19 protein-coding genes are annotated in these 22,410 nt (G+C 71.5%); 2 read left to right on the forward strand and 17 right to left on the reverse strand.

Going from position 1 to position 22,410, the window contains the following annotated elements:
- The 13 genes from DJ476_RS08365 to DJ476_RS08420 all read right to left on the reverse strand — a co-directional run bounded on the left by DJ476_RS08365 (position 1) and on the right by DJ476_RS08420 (position 15,041).
- On the reverse strand, positions 1–1,077 hold the full coding sequence (locus DJ476_RS08365; RefSeq protein ID WP_112490205.1) for an ABC transporter ATP-binding protein: 1,077 nt from the start codon (positions 1,075–1,077) through the stop codon (positions 1–3).
- A complete protein-coding gene (locus DJ476_RS08370) occupies positions 1,074–2,081 on the reverse strand; it encodes an ABC transporter permease (RefSeq protein WP_112490206.1) in 1,008 nt (335 codons plus the stop codon). Before DJ476_RS08370 ends, DJ476_RS08365 begins: the two co-directional genes overlap by 4 nt.
- Before the next feature lie 8 nt (positions 2,082–2,089).
- Positions 2,090–3,070, reverse strand: coding sequence for an ABC transporter permease (locus DJ476_RS08375; RefSeq protein ID WP_103421502.1), 981 nt, complete (start codon positions 3,068–3,070; stop codon positions 2,090–2,092).
- The gene (locus DJ476_RS08380; protein WP_112490207.1) at positions 3,067–4,194 is read right to left on the reverse strand and encodes an ABC transporter ATP-binding protein; all 1,128 of its coding nucleotides are present in this window, start codon (positions 4,192–4,194) and stop codon (positions 3,067–3,069) included. Before DJ476_RS08380 ends, DJ476_RS08375 begins: the two co-directional genes overlap by 4 nt.
- Positions 4,195–4,212: 18 nt before the next feature.
- The gene (locus DJ476_RS08385; RefSeq protein ID WP_112490208.1) at positions 4,213–5,892 is read right to left on the reverse strand and encodes an ABC transporter substrate-binding protein; all 1,680 of its coding nucleotides are present in this window, start codon (positions 5,890–5,892) and stop codon (positions 4,213–4,215) included.
- A gap of 86 nt (positions 5,893–5,978) precedes the next feature.
- Positions 5,979–6,953, reverse strand: a complete 975-nt coding sequence (locus tag DJ476_RS08390; RefSeq protein ID WP_103421499.1) for a LacI family DNA-binding transcriptional regulator — start codon at positions 6,951–6,953, stop codon at positions 5,979–5,981.
- 255 nt (positions 6,954–7,208) lie between these two features.
- Positions 7,209–8,816 (reverse strand): citramalate synthase, encoded by a 1,608-nt coding sequence (gene cimA / locus DJ476_RS08395; RefSeq protein WP_112490209.1) that lies wholly within the window; start codon positions 8,814–8,816, stop codon positions 7,209–7,211.
- Between the two features lie 276 nt (positions 8,817–9,092).
- Positions 9,093–9,740, reverse strand: a complete 648-nt coding sequence (locus DJ476_RS08400; RefSeq protein ID WP_103421497.1) for a TetR/AcrR family transcriptional regulator — start codon at positions 9,738–9,740, stop codon at positions 9,093–9,095.
- Positions 9,741–9,764: 24 nt separating this feature from the next.
- A complete protein-coding gene (locus DJ476_RS08405) occupies positions 9,765–10,796 on the reverse strand; it encodes an agmatine deiminase family protein (protein WP_112490210.1) in 1,032 nt (343 codons plus the stop codon).
- 193 nt (positions 10,797–10,989) lie between these two features.
- On the reverse strand, positions 10,990–12,093 hold the full coding sequence (locus DJ476_RS08410; RefSeq protein WP_103421495.1) for a branched-chain amino acid aminotransferase: 1,104 nt from the start codon (positions 12,091–12,093) through the stop codon (positions 10,990–10,992).
- 257 nt (positions 12,094–12,350) lie between these two features.
- On the reverse strand, positions 12,351–13,394 hold the full coding sequence (locus tag DJ476_RS08415; protein WP_070201859.1) for a 3-isopropylmalate dehydrogenase: 1,044 nt from the start codon (positions 13,392–13,394) through the stop codon (positions 12,351–12,353).
- A 359-nt stretch (positions 13,395–13,753) separates the two neighbouring features.
- Positions 13,754–13,882, reverse strand: a complete 129-nt coding sequence (locus DJ476_RS35465; protein ID WP_018492353.1) for a hypothetical protein — start codon at positions 13,880–13,882, stop codon at positions 13,754–13,756.
- 241 nt (positions 13,883–14,123) lie between these two features.
- Positions 14,124–15,041: a LysR family transcriptional regulator gene (locus DJ476_RS08420; protein WP_103421899.1), complete on the reverse strand. Its 918-nt coding sequence runs from the start codon at positions 15,039–15,041 to the stop codon at positions 14,124–14,126.
- Between the two features lie 135 nt (positions 15,042–15,176).
- On the opposite strand from DJ476_RS08420, the gene DJ476_RS08425 reads away from it, so the two are divergent.
- On the forward strand, positions 15,177–16,259 hold the full coding sequence (locus DJ476_RS08425) for an NADP-dependent oxidoreductase (RefSeq protein ID WP_103421898.1): 1,083 nt from the start codon (positions 15,177–15,179) through the stop codon (positions 16,257–16,259).
- Positions 16,260–16,348: 89 nt separating this feature from the next.
- Here the strand turns inward: DJ476_RS08425 and DJ476_RS08430 are convergent, their stop codons facing one another.
- From DJ476_RS08430 to DJ476_RS08445, 4 genes are all read right to left on the reverse strand, one after another.
- Positions 16,349–16,900: a GNAT family N-acetyltransferase gene (locus DJ476_RS08430; protein WP_103421897.1), complete on the reverse strand. Its 552-nt coding sequence runs from the start codon at positions 16,898–16,900 to the stop codon at positions 16,349–16,351.
- Between the two features lie 98 nt (positions 16,901–16,998).
- The gene (locus tag DJ476_RS08435) at positions 16,999–18,072 is read right to left on the reverse strand and encodes a S1 family peptidase (RefSeq protein ID WP_112490211.1); all 1,074 of its coding nucleotides are present in this window, start codon (positions 18,070–18,072) and stop codon (positions 16,999–17,001) included.
- 281 nt (positions 18,073–18,353) lie between these two features.
- A complete protein-coding gene (gene pruA, locus DJ476_RS08440; protein WP_112490212.1) occupies positions 18,354–19,985 on the reverse strand; it encodes an L-glutamate gamma-semialdehyde dehydrogenase in 1,632 nt (543 codons plus the stop codon).
- 53 nt (positions 19,986–20,038) lie between these two features.
- Positions 20,039–20,965, reverse strand: a complete 927-nt coding sequence (locus tag DJ476_RS08445) for a proline dehydrogenase family protein (protein ID WP_103421894.1) — start codon at positions 20,963–20,965, stop codon at positions 20,039–20,041.
- 211 nt (positions 20,966–21,176) lie between these two features.
- On the opposite strand from DJ476_RS08445, the gene DJ476_RS08450 reads away from it, so the two are divergent.
- Entirely contained in the window at positions 21,177–22,355 is a 1,179-nt protein-coding gene (locus DJ476_RS08450; protein WP_112490213.1) for a PucR family transcriptional regulator, read from the forward strand.
- Positions 22,356–22,410: the final 55 nt, after the last annotated feature.

Below are 22,410 nucleotides of genomic sequence, written 5' to 3' on the forward strand. Positions count from 1 at the left end.
TCAGGGGGCATGCAGATGGCAGGCGACCGTACGGCGTCCGGGGTCGCCGGGCGCGCCGGGCGGAGGGGCGGCGGCCACGGCCGGGGTGGTGGCCGGGACCGTCGCCCCGGCAGGCGCACCGGCCGCGACCGTCGCCGGGGCCGTCAGCTGCGGGACCCGTACGGCGCACGGCTCGAAGGCCTTGCCGCACCGCGGGTGGAACGCGCAGCCGGTGGGCATCGCGGAGAGGTGCGGGGGCGAGCCGGGGATGCCGGTCAGCTCGCGGCGCGGGCCGTGGAGCGCGGGGAAGGAGTGGAGCAGCCCGTCGCTGTAAGGGTGGCGGGGGTCGCGGTAGATCTCCGCCGCGCCCGCCTCCTCCACGATGCGGCCCCCGTACATGATCGCGATCCGGTCCGAGAATTCGATCAGGAGCGAGATGTCATGGGTGATGAACACGACCGAGAAGCCGATCTGTTCCCTCAACTGGACCAGTCGTCGCAGGATCTGGCGCTGCATCACCACGTCGAGCGCGGTCGTCGGCTCGTCCATGATGACGATCTCGGGCTCCAGGGCGAGCGCCATCGCGATCATCACGCGCTGCCGCATCCCGCCGGAGAGCTGGTGCGGGTAGGCGGCGAGCCGGTCGGGGGAGATCCCGACGAGGCTCAGCAACTCCTTCGCACGTTCGGTTCGTTGGGCCTTCTTCAGATCGGGGCGGTGGGCTTTGAGCACGTCGGTGAGCTGGCTGTGGACCGTGTGCACCGGGTTGAGGGAGTTCATCGCTCCCTGGAAGACGAGGGACAGCTCCTGCCAGCGGAAGGCGCGCAGCTGCTCCGGGGAGAGGGAGAGGATGTCCAGCCGGTCGCCGCCGGGCCGGTGGTAGTGGACCTCTCCCCCGGTGATCACCCCGGGCGGGGCGAGCAGCCGGGTCACGGCGTACGCCAGGGTCGACTTGCCGGACCCCGACTCCCCTGCCAGGCCCAGGACTTCGCCCCGGTGGAGGGTGAGGTCGGTGTCCCGCAGGGCGTGCACAGCCCGCTCGTCGGTGCCGTAGTCGACGTTCAGTCCGCTGATGGTGAGGACCGGCTCGGCGCTCATGGGCGGGGCTCCTTGCTGGTGCTGGGCTCGGGTGGGGCACCGACCGGGGGCTTGCGGGCCACGGGGGTGAAGCCGACGCGCATCTTCACCTTCCGGGAGGAGCCGGTGGCGGTGCGCAGGCGCGGGTTGACGAACTCGTCGATGCCGAAGTTGATGAGGGCGAGCGCGGTGCCCAGCAGGGCGATGCAGAGTCCGGCCGGGACGAACCACCACCAGGCGCCCTGGGCGAGGGCCTGGTTGGACTGGGCCCAGAAGAGGACCGTGCCCCAGTTCCAGTGCGAGATGTCCGCGACCCCGATGAAGGCGAGGGTGATCTCGGTGAGGACGGCGAAGATGACCGTGCCGACGAAGCCGGAGGCGATCACGGCGGTGAGGTTCGGCATGATCTCGAAGAGGATGATCCGCCAGGTCGACTCCCCCGTGGCGCGGGCCGCCTCCACGTAGTCGCGGCGGCGCAGCGACAGGGTCTGGGCGCGCAGGATGCGGGACCCCCAGGCCCAGGAGGTCAGGGCGATGGCGAAGGCGATGAGCAGATCGCCGGTGTCGGGGACGAAGCTCGCCACGATGATGATCAGTGGGAGGCCGGGCAGCACCAGGAAGATGTTGGCGAGCGCGGAGAGGATCTCGTCGACCGCCCCGCCGAGGAAGCCCGCGGTGACCCCGATGAGGACCGAGAGCACGGTGGCGATGAGGGCCGCGACGAACCCGACGATCAGGACGCCCCGGGTGCCGACGAGGATCTGGGAGAGGACGTCCTGCCCGGTGTGGGTGGTGCCGAACCAGTGCTCCCCGGACGGGGGTTGGAGGAGCTGGTCGCTCATGGCGTCGGGGTCGTACGGGGCGATCCACGGGCCGATGACGGCCAGCAGGACGAAGAACGCGAGCAGGAGCAGCCCGGTCCGGGTCTTGCCGCCGCGCAGGAACCGGAGCCGGGCCCGGCGGGTGGGCGCCTCGGGTGCGGGGGTGCCGTCCAGGACGGCGGTGTCGGTGGCGGTGACGGACATGGGGGTACCTACGCCTCCTTCCGGGTGCGGGGGTCGAGGGCGGCGTAGACGAGGTCGGCGAGCAGGTTGGCGGCGAGGACGGAGAGCGTGATGATCAGGAAGACGCCCTGCATCAGCGGGTAGTCCTTGGCGCCGACCGCCTGGAGCAGCTGGAAGCCGATGCCCGGGTAGGTGAAGACCATCTCGACGAGCAGGGTGCCGCCGACGATGAAGCCGAGGGAGAGGGCGAAGCCGGAGATGTTGGGGAGGACCGCGTTGCGGGCCGCGTAGCCGAACATCACCCGCCGCTCGGAGAGCCCCTTGGCCTGCGCCACCATCACGTAGTCCTCGGAGGAGACGGTGACCATCATGTTCCGCATCCCGAGGATCCAGCCGGCCACGGCGCTGAGCACGATCGTCACCCCGGGCAGGACGGCGTGGTAGAGCGCGCTGGAGATGAACGGCCAGTCGAAGGCCGGGACCAGGGCGCTGTCGTAGCCGCCGGAGTTCGGGAAGAGCGACCACTTCTCGGCGAAGAGGGCGATGGCGATGAGGCCGAGCCAGAAGTAGGGGATGGAGGAGATGAAGGTGGTGACGGGCAGCAGTCCGTCCAGCCAGGAGCCGCGCTTCCAGCCGCTGTAGACGCCGATGCCGGTGCCGAGGAGGAAGCTGAGGAGCGTGGTGACGCCGACCAGGGCGAGCGTCCAGGGCAGCGACTGGGTGATGACCTCGCTGACCGGGGTCGGGAAGAAGGTGAAGGAGAGGCCGAGGTCGCCGTCGAGGAGGTGGCCCCAGTAGTCGGTGTACTGCTGCCAGAGCGACCGCTGCTCGTCGAGCCCGAAGAGGGCTTTGAGGGAGTCGATGGCCTTGGTGTCCAGCTGGCCCTGGTAGCGGCTGAGCAGCGCCTGTACGGGGTCGCCGGGCATCAGGCGCGGGATGAGGAAGTTGATGGTGATGGCGGCCCAGGCGGTGACGGCGTAGAAGGCGAGCCGTTGGAGGAGGTACTTCACCGGGAGGCCTCCTTGGCCGACGCGGCCTCGGTGGTGCCCTCGGTTCCGTACGGCTTCGCGCCCGCGTCCTCGTTCCCGTACGACCGCACGCCCTGGCCCTCGTACAGCCAGCAGGCCGCCCACTGGCCGTCCGCCAGGTCGAAGCGGGGCGGGAGTTCGGTGCGGCAGCGCTCCATGGCCTGGGGGCAGCGGGGGTGGAAGCGGCAGCCGGCGGGCGGGGCGATGAGGGAGGGCGGTTCGCCGGTGCCGGTCTCCTCCCGGTCGGCCTCGGCGGCCACCCGGTCGGGGTCGGGGGCGGAGGCGATGAGGAGCTGGGTGTAGGGGTGGGCGGGGCGCTGGGTGACTCTCTCGCTGTCGCCGCCCTCGACGATCCGCCCGGCGTACATGACGAGCGTGGTGTCCGCGAAGTAGCGGGCGGAGGCGATGTCGTGGGTGATGTAGAGGATCGCCAGGTGCAGGCGTTCCTTGAGGTCGCGGAGCAGGTTGAGGACGCCCAGCCGGATCGAGACGTCCAGCATGGAGACGGGCTCGTCGGCCAGGAGGACCTGCGGGTCGGCGCCGAGCGCGCGGGCGATGGCGACGCGCTGGCGCTGCCCGCCGGACAGCTCGTGCGGGAACTTGTCCAGGTACTGGTGGGCCGGGGTGAGCTGGACCCGGTTCAGCAGATCGGTGAGGGCCCGCTCCAGCTCCTCCTGCCCGCCGCCCGCCCGGCCGTGGATCTTCAGGGCGCGGGTGAGGTGGTAGCGCACGGTGTGCACCGGGTTCAGCGAGGCGAACGGGTCCTGGAAGATGAGCTGGACCCGGCGTACGTAACGGCGGAAGGACCGGCCACGCCCGGCCACGGTCGGGGTGCCGCCGAGCCGGATCTCGCCCGAGGTGAGCGGGTGGAGCTGGGCGAGGAGGCGGGCGACGGTGGACTTGCCCGAACCGGACTCCCCCACCAGGGCCGTGACGGTGCCGCGCCGGAGCCGGAGCGAGACGTCGTCGACGGCGTGGACGCTGCGGCGCTCGCGGGCCAGGAGGTCGCGGGCGGTGCGGCGCAGGGGAAAGTGTTTGGTGACCCCGCGCGCCTCCAGCACCACGTCGGTGCCGGTGCGCGCGGTCTCGGACTGATCGGTGGTCATGGCCGGTTCTTCCCCGTGCTACTTGGCGGGCGTGAGGTTCAGCACGATCTCCAGCGCGCTGGGCTGGGTGTGCTGCGGCGGGGCGTACGGGTTGGCCTCGGTGGGCCATCCGATCCAGTTCTTCGTGGAGTACTCGGCACCGATCGGGGCGGCGGCGGTCGGGATCATGGGCGCCTGCTCGACGAAGATCTTCTGGAGGAGGTGCATCGCCTTGGTGCGGGTCGGCTCGTCCTTGGCGTTGGCGTACTCCTTCAGGGCCGTGGTGGCCTCGTCGTTCTTGAAGCGGCCGAAGTTGCCCGCCTGGGAGCTCTTGCCGATGGGCTGGAGGATCGCCCCGTCCATGACGTTCTGGTACATGTCGTAGGGCGTGGCGCCGCTGTTGGTCCAGTGCAGGGTGGCGTCGAAGTTGCCGTTGGCGACGTCCACGCCCCACGCCTCGGCGGTCTGGGTCTTGACCTTGGCCTCGATGCCGAGCTGTTTGACGTTGTCCTTGATGATCGCGAGACCGGTGATGTAGTCGTTCCAGCCGGCCGGGTCGGTGAAGGTGAGCGTGACGGGCTTGCCGGACGGGTCCTTCAGCACCCCGCCCTCCAGCGTGAACCCGGCCTCGGCCAGCAGCTTCTTCGCCCCGGGGACGTCAGGCTTGGTGTTGGCGCCCTGGTACTCGGGGGCGAGGAAGGGCTCACCGGCGGGGAGCGGGATGCCGGTGGGGTTGGTGATCTCCGGGTAGAGCGTGGCCTGGGCCTGGATGTGGATGGCGTTGCGGTCGACGACCATCGCCATCGCCTTGCGGAGCGCCGGGTTGTCGAGCGGCTTGCGGGCGGTGTTGAACCAGAGGCCGTGGATGCCGAGGCCGGAGGGGAACCAGAGCTTGTGGTTCTTGGGGTCCTTGTCGATGAAGAGCTGCTTGTGGTTGGGCATGAAGACGAAGGACCACTCGACCTTGCCGGTGGCGAGCGCGGTGGTGGCGGCGCTGTTGTCGTTGTACGCGGTGTAGCGCAGCTCCTTGACCTTGGTCTTGCCGTTCCAGTAGGTCGGCGTGGCGACCAGGGTGGTGGTCTGCGGGGTGAAGGTCTTGAGCTTGTACGGGCCGGAGCCGACGGGCGTGCGGTTGGGCCAGGTCTCCGGGTTGTCGACCTTCTCCCAGATGTGCTTGGGCACGATGAAGGTCTGGATGATCTTGTTCTGGTTGACGAACTGGGACTCCTTGAAGGTCAGGACGACCTTGCCGCCCTCGACCGCGATCCCGTCGAAGGGGATGCCGTTGCCGTTGAGGGCGGGGTGCTTCTTCAGGAGGTTGAAGGTGAACTCGACGTCGTCGGCGGTCAGATCCTTGCCGTCGGCCCACTTCGCCCGTTCGTCCAGGGTGAAGGTGACCTTGGTGAAGTTGGACTCCCACTCCCAGTCGGTGGCGAGCCAGGGGTCCGCCTTCTCGGTGGGCTTGATCATGTTCGTCATGGCCAGCGGCTCGTAGATCATGTACCGGTAGCCGAGGGTGGCGCCCGCCGAGGTGCTGAGGAACGGGTTGCTGTTGTTGGTCTGCGGCCCGTCCGGCTTCCCGATGGTCAGTACGCCGGTGGCTCCCCCGCCACCGCCCTTGCCGGCACCGGAGTTGGCGTTCGAGCAACCGGCGGCGAGGGCGATCGCGACGGTGGCTGCGGCGACCGCTCTGAGCGTGGTGCGACGGCGTACGGACATGGCGACTCCAGGGAGGGGCTGCCGGACCGGGCGGTCCGGCGGAGGGTGGAAGGGGGTGGGCGGGGCGCGGCCGGGCGGCCGGTCCGTCACGGCGCCGAGCGGCGCACGACCAGTTCGGTGGGCAGCACGGCCGGGCCGTCGGGTACGGGCGTGCCGCCGAGGTGGGAGAGCAGCATCCGGGCGGCCGTCTCACCCATGCGGCGGGTGGGCTGGCGCACGGTGGTGAGGGGCGGTTCGGTGTGTTCGGCCATCGGGATGTCGTCGAAGCCGACGACCGCGACATCGTCGGGGACCCGGCGCCCGGCGGTCCGCAGGGCGCGCAGCACCCCGGTGGCGCTGATGTCGTTGTGCGCGAAGACGGAGTCGAACGCGACGTCCCGGGAGAGGAGTTGCTCCATGGCGAGGCGGCCGCCGAGTTCGGTGAAGTCCCCTTCGACGACGTGGACGTCGGGCAGGACCGAGCGGAATCCGCCCAGCCGGTCCCGTACGCAGCCGAAGTGCTGGGGGCCGGTGAGGACGACGGGCCGGGAGCGTCCGGCGGCGAGCAGGTGGCGGGCCGCCGACGCTCCTCCCTCGTGGTTGGTGGTCACGACGGAGGGGAACGCGGGGTGGTGGCCCCGGTCGTCGATGAGGACGATCGGCAGGCCGTCGCGGTGCAGGTCGGTGAGGTGGCCGAGGGTGTTCTCGGGCTCCACGACGACGAGCCCGTCGAAGGCGCGCGCCGACACCTGGCTGGTGAAGCGCTGGACGGACTCGGCGCCCCGGTTGCAGGTGAAGAGCAGCAGCCCGTAGTCGGCGGCCTCGACGGTGTCGACGACGCCCTGGAGCAGTTCGCCCATCCACGGCCAGGTGAGCGAGGGCACGAGCATCCCGACCGTACGGCTGGAGCCCCGGGCCAGGCCCACGGCTCCGGAGCTGGGCACATAGCCGAGCTGTGCGATCACTTCACGAACGCGGGCGGCGGTCACCCGGTCCACCTCGCCCTTGGTGTTGATGACCCGCGACACGGTCGTCTTGCTGACGCCGGCCTCGCGGGCGACATCGGCGATGGTGACGCGCATCGGGGCCTCCAGGGGGCCGGGAGACGTGCTGGAGAGGTTTCCGGTACCGGTTCCGGAACCGGTACCGGCGTTGCGGCTGGAGTTAACCGCGCCGATACAGAGCCGTCAATACTTCACGTCGACATTGGTCGGGTCTCATCTGCCGGGCGGGGAGGGCGGGTTGAGCGTTCACCTCTTGAACGTACGAGAGCCGCCATCCCCGGGGTCGGGGTGGCGGCTCTCATGGCCGGGCGGGCGGGGCTCCTGCTCGGTGGGCTACTCCGTCGGCTCGACGCCCGCACGGAGGAGGCCGTAGGTGTACGCGTCCTCCAGCGCCTGCCAGGACGCGGCGATGACGTTCTCCGCGACGCCGACGGTGGCCCAGTCACCGGTGCCGTCGCCCGTGGTGATCAGGACCCGGGTGGTGGACTCGGTGCCCGTACGGCCTTCCAGGATGCGGACCTTGTAGTCGACCAGCTCCAGCTTGGCGAGCTGGGGGTAGATCCGCTCCAGGGCGACGCGCAGGGCCCGGTCCAGGGCGTTGACCGGGCCGTTGCCCTCGGCGGTGGCGACGATGCGCTCGCCCTTGGCCCAGAGCTTGACGGTGGCCTCGTTGGCGTGGGTGCCGTCGGGGCGGTCCTCCACGATCGCGCGCCACGACTCCGTACGGAAGTAGCGGCGGGCGCGGCCCTCCACCTCGCCGCGCAGCAGGAGTTCGAAGGAGGCGTCGGCGGCCTCGTAGGTGTAGCCCTGGAGTTCGCGCTCCTTGACCCGCTCCACGACCCGGCCGACCAGGGCGCGGTCGTCGCCCAGGTCGATGCCCAGCTCCTTGCCCTTCAGCTCGATGGAGGCGCGGCCGGCCATGTCGGAGACCAGCATCCGCATGGTGTTGCCGACCAGCTCCGGGTCGATGTGCTGGTAGAGGTCCGGGTCGACCTTGATCGCGGAGGCGTGCAGCCCGGCCTTGTGGGCGAAGGCCGAGACACCGACGTACGGCTGGTGGGTGGAGGGAGTGAGGTTGACGACCTCCGCGATGGCGTGCGAGATCCGGGTCATCTCGGCGAGGGCGCCCTCGGGGAGCACCTTCATGCCGTATTTCAGCTCCAGGGCGGCGACCACGGGGAAGAGGTTGGCGTTGCCGACCCGCTCGCCGTACCCGTTGGCCGTGCACTGGACGTGGGTGGCGCCCGCGTCCACGGCGGCCAGGGTGTTGGCGACCGCACAGCCGGTGTCGTCCTGGGCGTGGATGCCGAGCCGGGCGCCGGTGTCCGCGATGACCGTGGAGACGACGGCCTGGACCTGGGCGGGGAGCATGCCGCCGTTGGTGTCGCAGAGGATGACGACCTCGGCGCCCGCCTCGTACGCCGTACGGACCACGGCTTTCGCGTACGCCGGGTTGGCCCGGTAGCCGTCGAAGAAGTGCTCGCAGTCCACGAAGACCCTGCGGCCCTGTTCGCGCAGGTGGGAGACGGTGTCGCGGACCATCTCCAGGTTCTCGTCCAGGGTGGTGCGCAGGGCCAGCTCGACATGGCGGTCATGGGACTTGGCGACCAGCGTGATCACCGGGGCGCCGGAGCTGAGGAGCGCCTTCACCTGGGGGTCCTCGGCCGCGCTGCCACCGGCCCGGCGGGTCGCGCCGAACGCCACCAGCTGGGCGTTCTCGAACGTGATCTCCTGCTGTGCGCGGGCGAAGAACTCGGTGTCGCGGGGGTTGGCCCCCGGCCAGCCGCCCTCGATGTAACCGACACCGAAGGTGTCCAGATGACGGGCGATGGTCAGCTTGTCGGCGACCGTCAGGTTGATGCCCTCACGCTGAGCACCGTCGCGCAGTGTGGTGTCGAAGACATGAAAACTGTCGTCGGTGGCGTTGGCCTTGGTGGTCATGCTGATCTGACTCCTGTCGGATGAGTGGATCCGGACGATCGGGCTCCACTTGCCCCCATCATCCCGCGCGCGCCGCCCCGGCCCGGGTGCGGGCCGGAAAACAAAAAACCCCTCGCGGGTGCGAGAGGTCTGCGCGCGGGTCTGGGGCACGATGGCCGTGCCGTACGGGGTGGTACGGGACGGTCACTGCGGACCGGCGCGCCTGTTGCCAATAATCATGACGAACGAGGACACGGCAGCAGTCTCGCACAGTGACGCGCCCGTGACGGCGGTGTCTCAGGATGCGGTCGTGACGCTGGTCGCATCGCCCGGCCGCGGCCCCGGTGACAGCGTCTCGTCCAGGAACTCCCCCGCCTGTACGAGCACCTGTCCGCGGCCCGTCCCCGGGATGCCGACCGTCACATGGACGCTGAACCCGTCGAGCAGGGCCCGCAGCCGGGTGGCGAACCGGTCGGCGTCCACCGGCCGGAACTCCCCGCGCGAGACCCCCTCGGCCAGCAGCGCCACCAGGTCCCGGTGCCAGGCCCCCTCGATGGCGGCCTGCCGGGCCCGGGCCTCGTCGTCCGCGTTCTGCGAGCGGCCCCAGACCTCCAGCCAGAGCGTCCAGTGGGGGTCGCGGTGGCCGGCCGGGAGGTAGAGGGCGATGTACGCGTCCAGCCGCTCCCGGGCCGTCCCCGGCTCGGCCAGCAGGGCGCGCCGCTCGGCACCGAGGCGGTCCTCACTCCACTCCAGGGTCCGCAGCAGCAGCTCGTCCTTGGTGCGGAAGTAGTAGAGGAGGTGCCCGCTGCTCATCCCCACCTCCCGCCCGAGCCCGGCCATGGTCAGCCCGTCGAGCCCGCGCGCGGCGATGGTGGCCATGGCGGCGGCGAGGACGTCCTCACGGGGCGGGGCGGGGTGGTGGGTGCGGCGGGGGGCGGGGGGCATGGGATGACCGGACTCTCGGTGGGTTCAGATCTTCGGCTGCTGCTGGGTGATGCAGTGGATGCCTCCACCGCCGGCAAAGATCGTACGGGCGTCGACCAGCGTCACCGTACGGTCCGGGAACAGGCCGCGGAAGATCGCCGCGGCCTCCTCGTCGCGCGGGTCGTCGAAGGCGCAGAGGACCACGCCGTCGTTGCAGAGGTAGTGGTTGATGTAGGAGTAGTCGACCCACTCCCCGTCCTCGTCCCGCAGCACGGTGGGCGCGGGCACCTCGACGACCTCCAGCGGGCGGCCCCGGGCGTCGGTGGCGGCCCGCAGGACGGCCAGCAGCTCCCGGGTGACCTCGTGGTCGGGGTGGGCCGGGTCGGGCTGGACGTGGGCGACGACGGTGCCCGGGCGGACGAAGGCGGCGACGATGTCGACATGGCCGAGCGTGCCGTACGTCCCGTAGTCGCCGGTCAGCCCGCGCGGCAGCCAGATCGCCTTCTCGGTGCCCAGGCGGGCGTGGATCTCCGCCTCCACCTGCTCGCGGCTCCAGCCGGGGTTGCGCTCCTTGCCGAGCTGGACGGTCTCGGTGAGCAGGACGGTCCCCTCGCCGTCCACGTGGATCGCGCCGCCCTCGTTGACGAGCGGGGAGCTGTGGGCGGGGGTGCCGGTCAGCTCCGCGACGGCCCGGGCGATGTGCTGGTCGCTCTCCCAGCGGGCCCAGCCCTGGGCGCCCCAGCCGTTGAACGTCCAGTCGACGGCGGCGAGGGTGCGGCCGTCGGTGACGAAGGAGGGCCCGATGTCCCGCATCCAGGCGTCGTCGAGGGGGCGGACGGCCAGCTCCACGTCGGGGCCGAGGAGGGCGGCGGCGCCTTCCTCCTGCCCCGGCCCGACCACCATGGTGACCGGCTCGAACCGGCGTACGGCCCGGGCCACGGCGGCCCAGGCGTGGCGGGCCTCGCCCAGCTCGGTGTCGGAGGCGAAGGTGGGGTTGGGGCCCGGCCAGGCCATCCAGGTGCGCTCGTGGGGCGCCCACTCGGGGGGCATGCGGAAGAGGGCGGGGGTGGCCGGCATGGGGGGCTCCTGGACTCCTGGACCGATTGATTAGAGTGTCACTCTAACCAGAACACAGATGCGTACGGAAGCCTCTTCGGCTCCTGTTAGAGCGCCGCTCTATCTGTACGGCGTGGAAAAGGCCGCACCTGCTACGGAGGCGGTGCGGCCTTTTCCAGGGGCCGGAGGGCCGAGGGCCGGGGCCCCGGTGGGGCTAGCCGAGCGGGTGCATCCAGCCGTGGGTGTCCTCGGCGATGCCGCGCTGGACGTCGAGCAGGCGCTCACGCAGCTTCATGGTGACCTCGCCGGGGGTGCCGTCGCCCTGGGTCCACTCGCCGCTCGCGGTCTTCACGGTGCCGACGGGGGTGATGACGGCGGCGGTGCCGCAGGCGAAGACCTCGGTGAGGGTGCCGTTCGCGGTGTCGTCGCGCCACTGGTCGATGGAGATCCGGCCCTCCTCGGAGCCGTAACCGAGGTCGCGGGCGACCGTGAGGAGGGAGTCGCGGGTGACCCCGGCGAGCAGCGAGCCGGTGAGGGCGGGCGTGACGATCTTCTTGGAGCCGCCCTCCTGCTCGTACACGAAGTAGAGGTTCATCCCGCCCAGTTCCTCGACCCACTTGTGCTCGACGGCGTCGAGGTAGGCGACCTGGGCGCAGCCGTGCTCGGCGGCCTCGGCCTGGGCGAGGAGGGAGGCCGCGTAGTTGCCGCCGGTCTTGGCGTCGCCCATGCCGCCGGGGACGGCGCGGACGCGGTTCTCGGAGAGCCAGATGGAGACGGGCTTCACGCCACCGGGGAAGTAGGCGCCGGCGGGCGAGGCGATGACCAGGAAGAGGTACTCGTTGGCCGGCTTCACACCGAGGCCGACCTCGGTCGCGATCATGAACGGGCGCAGGTAGAGCGACTCCTCGCCGCCGTGCGCCGGGACCCACGCCTTGTCCTGCTGGACCAGCGCGTCGCAGGCCGCGATGAAGGTCTCGACGGGCAGCTCCGGCATGGCGAGGCGGGCGGCGGAGCGCTGGAAGCGGCGGGCGTTGGCGTCGGGGCGGAACGAGGCGACCGAGCCGTCGGGCTGGCGGTAGGCCTTGAGCCCCTCGAAGATCTCCTGCGCGTAGTGCAGGGTCATGTTGGCCGGGTCCAGCGACAGCGGGCCGTAGGGGACCAGCTCGGCGTCGTGCCAGCCGCGCCCTTCGGTCCAGCGGATCGTCACCATGTGGTCGGTGAAGTGGCGGCCGAATCCGGGGCTGGCCAGGATCGCTTCGCGCTCCGCGTCGGACAGCGGGTTCGAGGAGGGCTTGAGCTCGATCGTGGGCGTCGTCATGAGTGCGTGTCCTTCACCGGTCTTGTGTGTGATGGACCGCGCCCACGCCCGTCCTCCTCCCGACGCTTTCCGGTCAGGTCCTAGGACGTCCGAGCTTCACCTCGAGCCACGGCCCCGCGTTCGATTATCTCTTGCGGAGGGCGTGGCACGAAATGGTGGGATTGCGGTCCAGGGGTCGATGGTGGCACCCGGGGGCCGCACAGGTGAAGCCGCCGGGCGCTGATGCGACCCGGCGGCTTCGAAGTGGAGTCGTCGGGTCAGCTCGCTACACGTACCGCGAGCGCGTCACCGATCTCGTCGGTCGTACGCGTGGTGGCCCCGTCGCGCTCCGCCAGATCGGCGGAGACGGCGTCCTCGATGCGCACGGCCTCGGCCTCGTAGCCGAGGTGGCGCAGCAGGAGGGCGACGGAGAGGACCGTGGCGGTCGGGTCGGCCTTGCCCTGCCCCGCGATGTCGGGGGCGGAGCCGTGGACCGGCTCGAACATCGACGGGAACGCGCCCGTCGGGTTGATGTTGCCGGAGGCGGCCAGGCCGATACCGCCGGTCACGGCGGCGGCGAGGTCCGTGAGGATGTCACCGAAGAGGTTGTCGGTGACGATGACGTCGAAGCGCTCCGGCTGGGTGACGAAGAAGATCGTCGCGGCGTCGACGTGCAGATAGTCGGTGGAGACCTGCGGGTACTCGGCGGCGACCTTGTCGAAGGTGTTCTTCCAGAGGTGGCCGGCGTAGACGAGGACGTTGTTCTTGTGGACCAGCGTCAGCTTCTTGCGGGGCCGGGCGGCCGCGCGCTCGAAGGCGTCCCGGACCACGCGCTCGACGCCGTACGCCGTGTTGACGCTGACCTCGGTGGCGACCTCGGCGGGGGTGCCGGTGCGCAGCGAGCCGCCGTTGCCCGTGTACGGGCCCTCGGTGCCCTCGCGGACGACGACGAAGTCGATGTCGGGGCGGCCTGCGAGCGGGGTCGCGGTGTTCGGGAAGAGCTTGGAGGGGCGCAGGTTGATGAAGTGGTCGAAGGCGAAACGCAGCTTCAGCAGCAGCCCGCGCTCCAGGACGCCGGACGGCACGGACGGGTCACCGATCGCGCCGAGGAGGATGGCGTCGTGGCCCTTGAGCGCCTCCAGCTCCGCGTCCGGGAGGGTCTCACCGGTGCGGTGCCAGCGCTGGGCGCCAAGGTCGTACTCCTTGGTCTCCAGCTTCACATCCTGCGGGAGGACAGCGTTGAGGACTTTGAGGCCCTGGGCCACAACTTCCTGGCCGATTCCGTCACCGGGGATCACTGCGAGATCGATGCTGCGAGACATGCGGGAAGCCTAACGGTGCGTCCCACCCCATGACATCCGACGTCCACCATATGGACGGCGGGTGGGGGTGCAAGGGTGTTCGGACGGTGGGGGGTAAGGGCTGTGGGGCGGTGGTGCGGTAAGGCTGCGGGCCGGGCGGGGTGCTGGGCCGCTCTCCGTCCGGGCCGGTGAGTGAGGGCCGTCGGCGAGCGGGCGGCGCGGGGGGCCGCTGGTGCACGGGCCGCCGTTGCGCGCGTGGCGCGGGCTCGGGCGACGGTGGCGCGCGGGCTCGGCGGGCGGAGGGGCCGCCCGGTGGGCGCGCGGGCCGGGTCGGCGCGCGGGCTCAGTGGCCGCGCGGGCTGCTCAGCGGGCGCGCGGGCTCAGTGGCCGGTGGAGCCGCCGTTGTCGCGGCGGTCCAGGGCGCGCTGGAGGGCGGCGGCCGCGTTCTTGCGCTCGGCCTCGGCGGAGCGGGAGCTGTGGCGGACGCGGCGGGTGGTGGTGTTGGCCATGATGGATCGACTCCTTGAGATCGCATGGATGCCGGGTGGGCGGCGGGCGGGCACAGAGAGGTGCGCCGCCGGGGCCGGACCGGGCCGGGATCGGATTTCGAGGTGCCGGAAGGGGCGGGGAGCGTACGCCGCAGGGGTTACCTGCTTCGGGGCGCGCGCCCGCAACCGCCGCAGACGCTCGATCGAGCGATTCGTTCGGCTCCTACAACGCTAGGACAGCCGGGCCGCTCTGTCTCTACAGTTAGTCGGACTTCCTACTATCTGAGACGGCCGCGATTCCGCTCGCCGCCCGCAGTTCACGGATCAGCGCCCGTACGGCGAGGGATCGTGCCTGCTCAGGGGTGGTGAGATAGCCGATCGAGCGGGTCGGGCGGTCCGGTCCGAGAGCGGTGATCTCGATTCCGTCGGGTGCTCCGTACAGGGACAGACCGGGCATGATCGCCATGCCGAGACCACGGGACACCATCGAGAGCACCGCCCCGTCGTCCTCGGCCTCCACGGTCGCCCGGGGGATCCAGCTCTGGGCCGCCCACCAGTCGCGGGTGTACGAGGTGCAGTTCTCGGCCCAGTCCACCAGCGGGAGCGTCCGGGGCGCGGAGTGCCCGGCCGGGTGCACCAGGGAGTACTCCTCCTCCAGCAGGACGCCACCGACCAGCCCGGCCTCCACGGGCGAGGTCGTCCCGACCGCGGCCACCGCCAGATCGGCCCGCCCGTCCAGCACCTCACCGGCCGTGCCCCGCCCCACCTCACGCACCATCCGCACCACCGGCTCGATGCCCGGATGGCGGGCGGTGAGGCGTTCCAGGGCGGGCGGCAGCAGGTGGAGGGCCGCGCTGCGGAACGCGGCGATCCGCAGCGGGCCGCCGACCGTGTCCGCACCGCCGGGTCCGGCCGCGATCCCCCGCGCCTCGGCGCCCATCACCTCGAGCAGCCGCAGGACGCGCCGGGCGTGCGCGGCGACCACCTCACCGGCCGGGGTCGGCGTGGCGCCCCGTCGGCCGCGCTCGAAGAGCACGGCACCGATGCGGCGCTCGCTGGTGCGGACGGAGTGGGAGACGGCGGACTGGGTCATGCCCAGTTCCCGGGCGGCGGCCGAGAAGCCGCGCGCACCGGCCACGGCGACGATGACGCGCAGTTCGCGCGGGGCGAGGTCGGTCATCGTGGACCGGGAGAGCCGTGCCCGGAAGAGCCGTGTCCGGGGAGGCCGGTCCCATGAAAGCTGTTCATGGAAACGATTCTTCCATCGACAGCACCCCCTGCCCGGCCACCGCCTCCCCCGCCTACCGTCGTCGGCATGACGACCCAGCGCCCCACCGGACCCACCGAGACCACGGGCACCACCGGACCTGCCGACACCACCGACCCTGCCCGCACCACGGGCACCTCCCGCACCTTCCACCTCGCCGCCCGCCCCCACGGCTTCCCGACACCGGACCTCTTCTCCCTCCATGAGGCCCCCGTCCCCGAGCCCTCCCCCGGCACGGCCGTCGTGGAGAACCTCTACCTCTCCGTGGACCCCTACCACCGGGAGGAGATGGACAGCGGGTGGGACGTGGGCGCCCCGCGCGAGGGGCGCGCGCTGGGCCGGGTGATCGCCTCCCGCGCCCCGGAGTTCGCGGAGGGCGGCCTCGTGCTGCATCGCGAGGGGTGGCGGACGCATGCCGTGGTGGCGCCGGGCGAGAGCGGGGTGCGGAAGGTGCCCTCGTACGACGGGGTCCCGCTGACCGCGTACATGTCGCTCCTCGGCGGTACCGGGCTCACCGCCTATGTGGCGCTCACCCGGACGCTGGAACTCCGGCCCGGGCAGGACCTGTTCATCTCGGCGGCGGCCGGCGGGGTCGGCACGGCGGCGGGGCGGATGGCCCGGCTGCTCGGTGCCGGGCGGATCGTCGGCAGCGCGGGAACGCCCGCGAAGGTGGCCCGGCTCACCGGCGAGCTGGGCTTCGACGCGGCGTTCGACTACCACGACGGCCCGGTCGGGGAGTTGCTGGCGCAGGCGGCCCCCGACGGCATCGACGCGTACGTGGACAACGTCGGCGGCGACCATCTGGCAGGCGCGATCTCGGCGCTCCGCGAGCACGGGCGGATCGCCTGGGTCGGCGCCATCTCCCAGTACCACTCCGCCCACGAGCCGCCGGCCGCCCCGCGCAACCTGTTCGACATCGTGGAGAAGAGCCTGCGCCTGGAGGGCGTGATGGTCCGCAACTACCGTGACGTCCAGCAGGAGTTGGAGGACTTCCTGGTCCCGCATCTGCGGACCGGAGCGGTGGTTCCCGAGGTCACGGTGGTGGAGGGCTTCGAGCGGACGGTGGACGGGTTCCTCGGGATGCTGCGGGGCGAGAACACCGGCAAGATGCTGATCCGGATCGCCGACTGAGGCCGCGCGGAAGGAAACCGTACGGAACAGAAGGGAGCCGTACGGAAGGGAGTTGGCCCGCGCAGCCTCCAGCGGGCCGCGGGCCGCCGCTACAGCAGGTCGCCTTCACGCCAGTCGAAGACGAGCGGGTGGTCGGCCCCGGGCAGGGCGTGACCGGCGGCCGGGCGGACGTACGTGCTGCCCTCCTCCTCCGGCAGCGCCACCGTCCCCTGCGGCCCGAGGGCGGAGAGGCTCCCCGGCCACACCTGCCAGCCGCGCGCCGCGTACAGGGCCGCGCCCGCGTCGGAGGCGGAGAGGGCGCCGAACTCGTACGCCCCGTCGACGACCCGTTCCAGCGCGCCCATCACCCGGTGGCCGAGCCCCTGGCGGCGGCGGCCGGGGCGGACGGCGACGGCCTCGACGTACCCCACGCGCAGCGAACGGCCCTCGTGGAGCACCCGGCGCTGGACGACGGAACCGTGGGCGACGAGGAGTCCGCCCGTGTCGCGCACCAGGGCATGCACGCCGCCGAGGGAGTGCTCCCAGTCGTGGTCGCTGAACTCGCCCTCGAAGGCGGTGTCCAGAAGAGCGCGGATCTCGTCCCGTACGGCCGCGGTCAGCTCATAGGTGTGGGCGGCGTGCACCGCGGGCAGTTCGGTCATGATCCCAGTTTCCCAGGCACCCCCTCCCACCAGGCACGCAGGGGCGATGCGGGGTACGGAACCGGTCACGCCGGCTCCGTACCCCGGGGCTCCCGGTTCTAGTACACCGAGACGCCGTACGCGGCGAGCGCCTCCACCACCGGCTGGTGGATGGCCGAGCCGCTGGTGCCGGAGCAGCCGGAGCTGCCGGAGTGGATGCCGAGGGCGACGGTCCCGGCGAAGTGGGCGCCGCCGCTGTCGCCGCCGGCCGAGCAGGCGGTGGTGCGGACCATGCCGTAGACGGGCCCGTCGCTGTAGTTGACGGTGACGTTGACGGCGGTGACCGTGCCGGAGGTCACCTTGGTGGTGGAGCCGCTCTTGCGGATCGCCTGGCCGACGACGGCGTTGGCGGCGGAGGTGATGTCCTGGGTGGAGCCGTTGTAGAGGTCGACGGTTCCGGCGGGCGAGGAGCCGTCGGTGTAGCGGACGATGCCGTAGTCGTTGGTCGGGAAGCTGGTGCCCTCCCGGACGCCGACGACCGGACCGCCCGAGGTGGCCGACCAGTTGGCGGAGATGTTGGTGCAGTGTCCGGCGGTCACGAAGTAGCGGGCCCCGCCCTTGGTGACGTTGAAGGCGGCCGAGCAGCGGCTGCCGCCGCCGTAGATGGCCCCGCCGCCCAGCACCTCGCGGTCGAAGACGCCGGGTACGCGGCTGATGCTCACCGCGCCCCCGAGCCGCTCGGCCACGGCTTCGAGGCGGGCCATGTCCCGTGCGGAGACCGAGGAGTCGGCCTCCACGGCGACCTGGTTGGTGCGCGGGTCGATGCCCCAGGAGGTGCCGGTGATCTTCGCCTCGGCCTCCAGGGTCTTCATCGCGGCGTCGAGCTGGGCGGCGCTGCGGGCCACCCGGCGGACGGTGGCCCCGGTGGCGCGGGCCTGCTCCTCGGCCCGGTCGGTGGTGACGGTGACGACCAGCTTCCCGGTCCGGGAGTCGAGGTAGGTGCCTGCGGTGTCGGCGCCGAGCGTGCGCTCGACGGCGGCGTCGAGGGCGTACGCGGAGGCGGAGGGGATCGCCGCGGCGGTGGGAGCGGCGGAGTGGACGTCGGCCGCGGTGGCGGGGGTCGCACCGAGGCCGAGGGCGCCGGCGACGAGGAGGAGGGAGAGGCTCAGGCGGGCGCGGGAGTTGCGTCTCACGGGGGAACTCCTTCTGGGTGACGTGTGGGGACGTACCGAGAAGGAATTTGACATGGACATTACCTTCATCACAAGACCGCGTGCCGCAGGGGCAGTTGACGCCCCTGCGTACGGACGTGCGCGCGGACATGCGTACGGATATGCGTACGGACATGGAAACCGCCCCCTGGCCGGTTGGGGGACCGGACGGGGGCGGTGATCGGAGGTCTCCCGCGCGCGGTGGCGGGGAGACGGTGACCCCGGGCCCGGGGCGCCGTGCTGCGACGTCCCGGGGAGGGGCGTCAGCCCTGGTGGGGGTAGGTGTAGTCGGTCGGCGGGACCAGGGTCTCCTTGATGGCCCGGGTCAGGGTCCAGCGCTGGAGGTTCTGCGGGGCGCCCGCCTTGTCGTTGGTGCCGGAGGCGCGGCCGCCGCCGAAGGGCTGCTGGCCGACCACGGCGCCGGTCGACTTGTCGTTGATGTAGAAGTTGCCCGCCGCGTAGCGGAGCTTGTCCATCGTGTACGCGGCGGCCGCGCGGTCGCCCGCGATGACCGAACCGGTCAGCGCGTAGTCCGAGACCGACTCCATCTGCTCCAGCATGGCGTCGTAGTTCTCGTCCTCGTAGACGTGGACCGCGAGGATCGGGCCGAAGTACTCGGTCGTGAAGACCTCGTTCTCGGGGTCGGTGCAGACGATGACGGTCGGGCGGACGAAGTAGCCCACCGAGTCGTCGTACGTGCCGCCCGCGACGATCTCGCACGCCGGGTCGGACTTGGCTCGGTCGATCGCGGCCTTGTTCTTGGCGAACGAGCGGTCGTCGATGACGGCCCCGATGAAGTTCGTCAGGTCGGTGACGTCACCCATCTTGATGGAGTCGACCTCGGCCGCGAACTCCTCCTTGAAGCCGGAGTTCCAGATGGAGGCGGGGACGTACGCACGCGAGGACGCGGAGCACTTCTGGCCCTGGAACTCGAAGGAGCCGCGGGTCAGCGCGGTCTTCAGGACGGCGCGGTCGGCGCTGGGGTGCGCGACGACGAAGTCCTTGCCGCCGGTCTCGCCGACGAGCCGCGGGTAGGTGCGGTAGGTGGCGATGTTGTTGCCGACCGTCTTCCACAGGTGCTGGAAGGTGGGGGTCGAGCCGGTGAAGTGGATACCGGCCAGGTCGCGGTGGTTCAGCGCCACCTCGGAGACGGCGATGCCGTCACCGGTGACCAGGTTGATGACGCCCTTGGGCAGACCGGCCTCCTCCAGGAGCTGCATCAGCAGCACGGCGGCGTGGGTCTGGGTCGGGGACGGCTTCCACACCACGACGTTGCCCATGAGGGCCGGGGCGGTGGGGAGGTTGCCCGCGATGGCCGTGAAGTTGAACGGCGTGATCGCGTAGACGAAGCCCTCCAGCGGGCGGTGGTCCATGCGGTTCCACACGCCCGGGGAGTTGGCCGGGGGCTGCTCGGCGAGGATCTGGCGCGCGTAGTGCACGTTGAAGCGCCAGAAGTCGATCAGCTCGCAGGGGGTGTCGATCTCGGCCTGCTGGGCGGTCTTGGACTGGCCGAGCATGGTGGAGGCGGCCAGCGTCTCGCGCCAGGGGCCCGACAGCAGCTCGGCGGCGCGCAGGATGATCGCCGCGCGGTCGTCGAAGGACATCGCGCGCCAGGCCGGGGCGGCGGCGAGGGCCGCGTCGATGGCGTCCTTCGCGTCCTGCTCGGTGGCGCCCGCGAAGGTGCCGATGACGGCCTTGTGGTTGTGCGGCTGCACGACGTTCACCCGCTCGCCGCCGCCCATCCGCTTCTCGCCGCCGATGGTCATCGGCAGGTCGATCGGGTTCTCGCTCAGCTCCTTGAGCTTCACCTCCAGGCGGGCACGCTCCGGGGAGCCCGGGGCGTAGGAGTGAACCGGCTCGTTGACCGGCGCGGGGACCTGGGTGACGGCGTCCATGGTTGCCTTGTCTCCTTGGTGTCGGCGGGGATGTGGGTCGGCCCGGGGGCCGCTCAGCCCTTGGTGAGGATCGAGCGGCCGAAGAACAGCAGGTTGGCCGGCTTCTCCGCGAGGCGGCGCATGAAGTATCCGTACCAGTCGGTGCCGTACGCCGTGTAGACGCGCATCCGGTGGCCCTCGGCCGCGAGCCGGACGTGCTCGTCGCTGCGGATGCCGTACAGCATCTGGAACTCGTACTCATCCAGTTTGCGCCCGGCCTGGCGGCCCAGCTCCTGGGCGATGGCGATCAGACGGGGATCGTGGGACCCGATCATCGGGTAGCCCTCGCCCTCCATCAGGATGCGGGTGATGCGGACGTACGCCTTGTCGATCTCGGCCTTGTCCTGGTACGCGACGGAGGCGGGCTCCTTGTAGGCGCCCTTCACGATGCGGACGCGGCTGCCGGCGGCGGCCAGGCGGCGGGCGTCGGCCTCGGTGCGGAACAGGTAGGACTGGATGACGCAGCCGGTCTGCGGGAAGTCCTTCCGCAGCTCCTCGTGGATGGCGAACATCGAGTCGAGGGTGGTGTGGTCCTCGGCGTCCAGGGTGACCGTGGTGCCGATGGCGTCCGCCGCCTCGACGACGGGGCGCACATTGGCGAGGGCCAGCTCGTGGCCGCCCTCCAGCGCCTGGCCGAACATCGACAGCTTGACGGACATCTCGGCGCGCGGGCCCAGGTCCAGGACCTTCAGGCGCTCGATCAGCTCCAGGTAGGCGTCGCGGGCGGCCTCGGCCTGGGCGGGGGTGGTGATGTCCTCGCCGACGACGTCGAGCGTGACCTCCAGGCCCTTGCCGGCGGCGTCCACGACGATCGGGACGACCTGGTCGACGGTCTCCCCGGCGATGAAGCGGTCCACGACCTGCTTGGTGCCGGGCGCGGCCGAGATGAACCGGCGCATCTTGTCGCTGCGTGATGCGGCGAGGATCACGGGACCCAGCACGGGGACCTCCACGAATATTCGGACGAAGGGCCGTAACAGCACGTACATGAACGTATGTGAACGGACATGAACACACTGGTACGGCACGGATAACCACCGTGAAATCTAGGTACCGCTCCGATCCTGTGCCATCGACACCTGTCACGCATCCGTGGTCGCCATCTCAGACATCTGTCTGAAGAGGGGCGGGGAGGGGTGCGAGAATGGCCGGGTGACAGGCGATTACCAGGAACTGGTCGACGAGATCTCCGCCCTCCTCGGCGCCCCCGCCACCCTGGAGAACCGCGATTTCGGCCTGGTCGCCTTCGGGGCCCACGACAGCGACGACGACACCGCGATGGACCCGGTCCGCACCCGCTCGATCCTGACCCGCCGCTCCACCCCCGCCGTCCGCGCCTGGTTCGAGGGGTTCGGCATCACCCGGGCGACCGGCCCGGTCCGCATCCCCGCCGCCCCGGAGGCCGGGGTCTTCCGGGACCGCCTCTGTCTTCCCGTACGCCACCGGGGTGTCGTCCTCGGATACGTCTGGCTCCTCGACACCGACCCCGGCCCCACCGACGAGCAGCTGACCGCCGCGATGGAGGTCACCGCCCGGATCGGGGCGCTCCTGGCCGACGAGGCGCGGGCGGGGGCGGACCTCTCGCGGGAGTTCGGCGCGGTGCTCACGGCCGGGCCCGGACGCCAGCACGACACGGCGGTCGCGGCGCTGCGGGAGGCGCTGGGCCAGGACGCGGAGGGGCTGCACACGGTGGTGTGCGTGACGCCGTGGGCGGCCGACGACACCCCGTCGGTACGGGGGGTGGCCTCGGCCGCCGCGCTGGCGACGGTCACCGGGGCGGCGGGCGCGGGGGCCGGGGGCTCGGGCGGCGGTCCCGGTGCCGTCTCGCTGGCGGCGCTGATCCGGCTGCGCTCGGCGGACCGGCTGGACCCGGCGACGGGGGCCGCGGACCGGCTGCGTACGTCGGCGGGCCCGGGCGCCACGGGCGGGGTCGCGGCTCCGCGCCGGGGTCTGGACGCGCTGCCGGCCTCCTGGCGCGAGGCCACGGCGGCGGCCCGGGCGGCCCGCGCGGAGGCCCGCCTCGGCCCGGTCGCCCGCTGGTCGGCCATCGGCCCGTACCGCCTGCTCACCGCCCTCCCCGGCACCGGCACGGACCCGGCGGACCCGGCAGTCGCCGCGCTGCTGACCCCGCTGCACAAGGAGCTGGCGCACACGGCGGAGGTGTTCCTGGACCGCGCGGGCCAGGCCAGCCGGACAGCGGCCGAGCTGGGCATCCACCGCCAGACGCTCTACTACCGCCTCTCCCGGATCGAGCAGATCACCGGCCTCGACCTGAACGACGGCGAGGACCGGCTGCTGCTGCACATGGCGCTGAAGGGGGCGCGGTTGTAGGGGGCGTCCTGTCGGGACTTCCGGAGGCCGGACCGGTCCGTTGCGGGCACAATCG

Origin of the sequence: Streptomyces bacillaris (genome assembly GCF_003268675.1) — a bacterium.
In the GTDB taxonomy this organism is placed as follows: domain Bacteria; phylum Actinomycetota; class Actinomycetes; order Streptomycetales; family Streptomycetaceae; genus Streptomyces; species Streptomyces bacillaris.

Bases quoted from the DNA above. Each gene is read 5' to 3' on its own strand.
- DJ476_RS08365 (WP_112490205.1), bottom strand. From the start codon at position 1,077: ATGAGCGCCGAGCCGGTCCTCACCATCAGCGGACTGAACGTCGACTAC.
- DJ476_RS08370 (WP_112490206.1), bottom strand. From the start codon at position 2,081: ATGTCCGTCACCGCCACCGACACCGCCGTCCTGGACGGCACCCCCGCA.
- DJ476_RS08380 (WP_112490207.1), bottom strand. From the start codon at position 4,194: ATGACCACCGATCAGTCCGAGACCGCGCGCACCGGCACCGACGTGGTG.
- DJ476_RS08385 (WP_112490208.1), bottom strand. From the start codon at position 5,892: ATGTCCGTACGCCGTCGCACCACGCTCAGAGCGGTCGCCGCAGCCACC.
- DJ476_RS08390 (WP_103421499.1), bottom strand. From the start codon at position 6,953: ATGCGCGTCACCATCGCCGATGTCGCCCGCGAGGCCGGCGTCAGCAAG.
- cimA (WP_112490209.1), bottom strand. From the start codon at position 8,816: ATGACCACCAAGGCCAACGCCACCGACGACAGTTTTCATGTCTTCGAC.
- DJ476_RS08400 (WP_103421497.1), bottom strand. From the start codon at position 9,740: ATGCCCCCCGCCCCCCGCCGCACCCACCACCCCGCCCCGCCCCGTGAG.
- DJ476_RS08405 (WP_112490210.1), bottom strand. From the start codon at position 10,796: ATGCCGGCCACCCCCGCCCTCTTCCGCATGCCCCCCGAGTGGGCGCCC.
- DJ476_RS08410 (WP_103421495.1), bottom strand. From the start codon at position 12,093: ATGACGACGCCCACGATCGAGCTCAAGCCCTCCTCGAACCCGCTGTCC.
- DJ476_RS08415 (WP_070201859.1), bottom strand. From the start codon at position 13,394: ATGTCTCGCAGCATCGATCTCGCAGTGATCCCCGGTGACGGAATCGGC.
- DJ476_RS35465 (WP_018492353.1), bottom strand. From the start codon at position 13,882: ATGGCCAACACCACCACCCGCCGCGTCCGCCACAGCTCCCGCTCCGCC.
- DJ476_RS08420 (WP_103421899.1), bottom strand. From the start codon at position 15,041: ATGACCGACCTCGCCCCGCGCGAACTGCGCGTCATCGTCGCCGTGGCC.
- DJ476_RS08425 (WP_103421898.1), top strand. From the start codon at position 15,177: ATGACGACCCAGCGCCCCACCGGACCCACCGAGACCACGGGCACCACC.
- DJ476_RS08430 (WP_103421897.1), bottom strand. From the start codon at position 16,900: ATGACCGAACTGCCCGCGGTGCACGCCGCCCACACCTATGAGCTGACC.
- pruA (WP_112490212.1), bottom strand. From the start codon at position 19,985: ATGGACGCCGTCACCCAGGTCCCCGCGCCGGTCAACGAGCCGGTTCAC.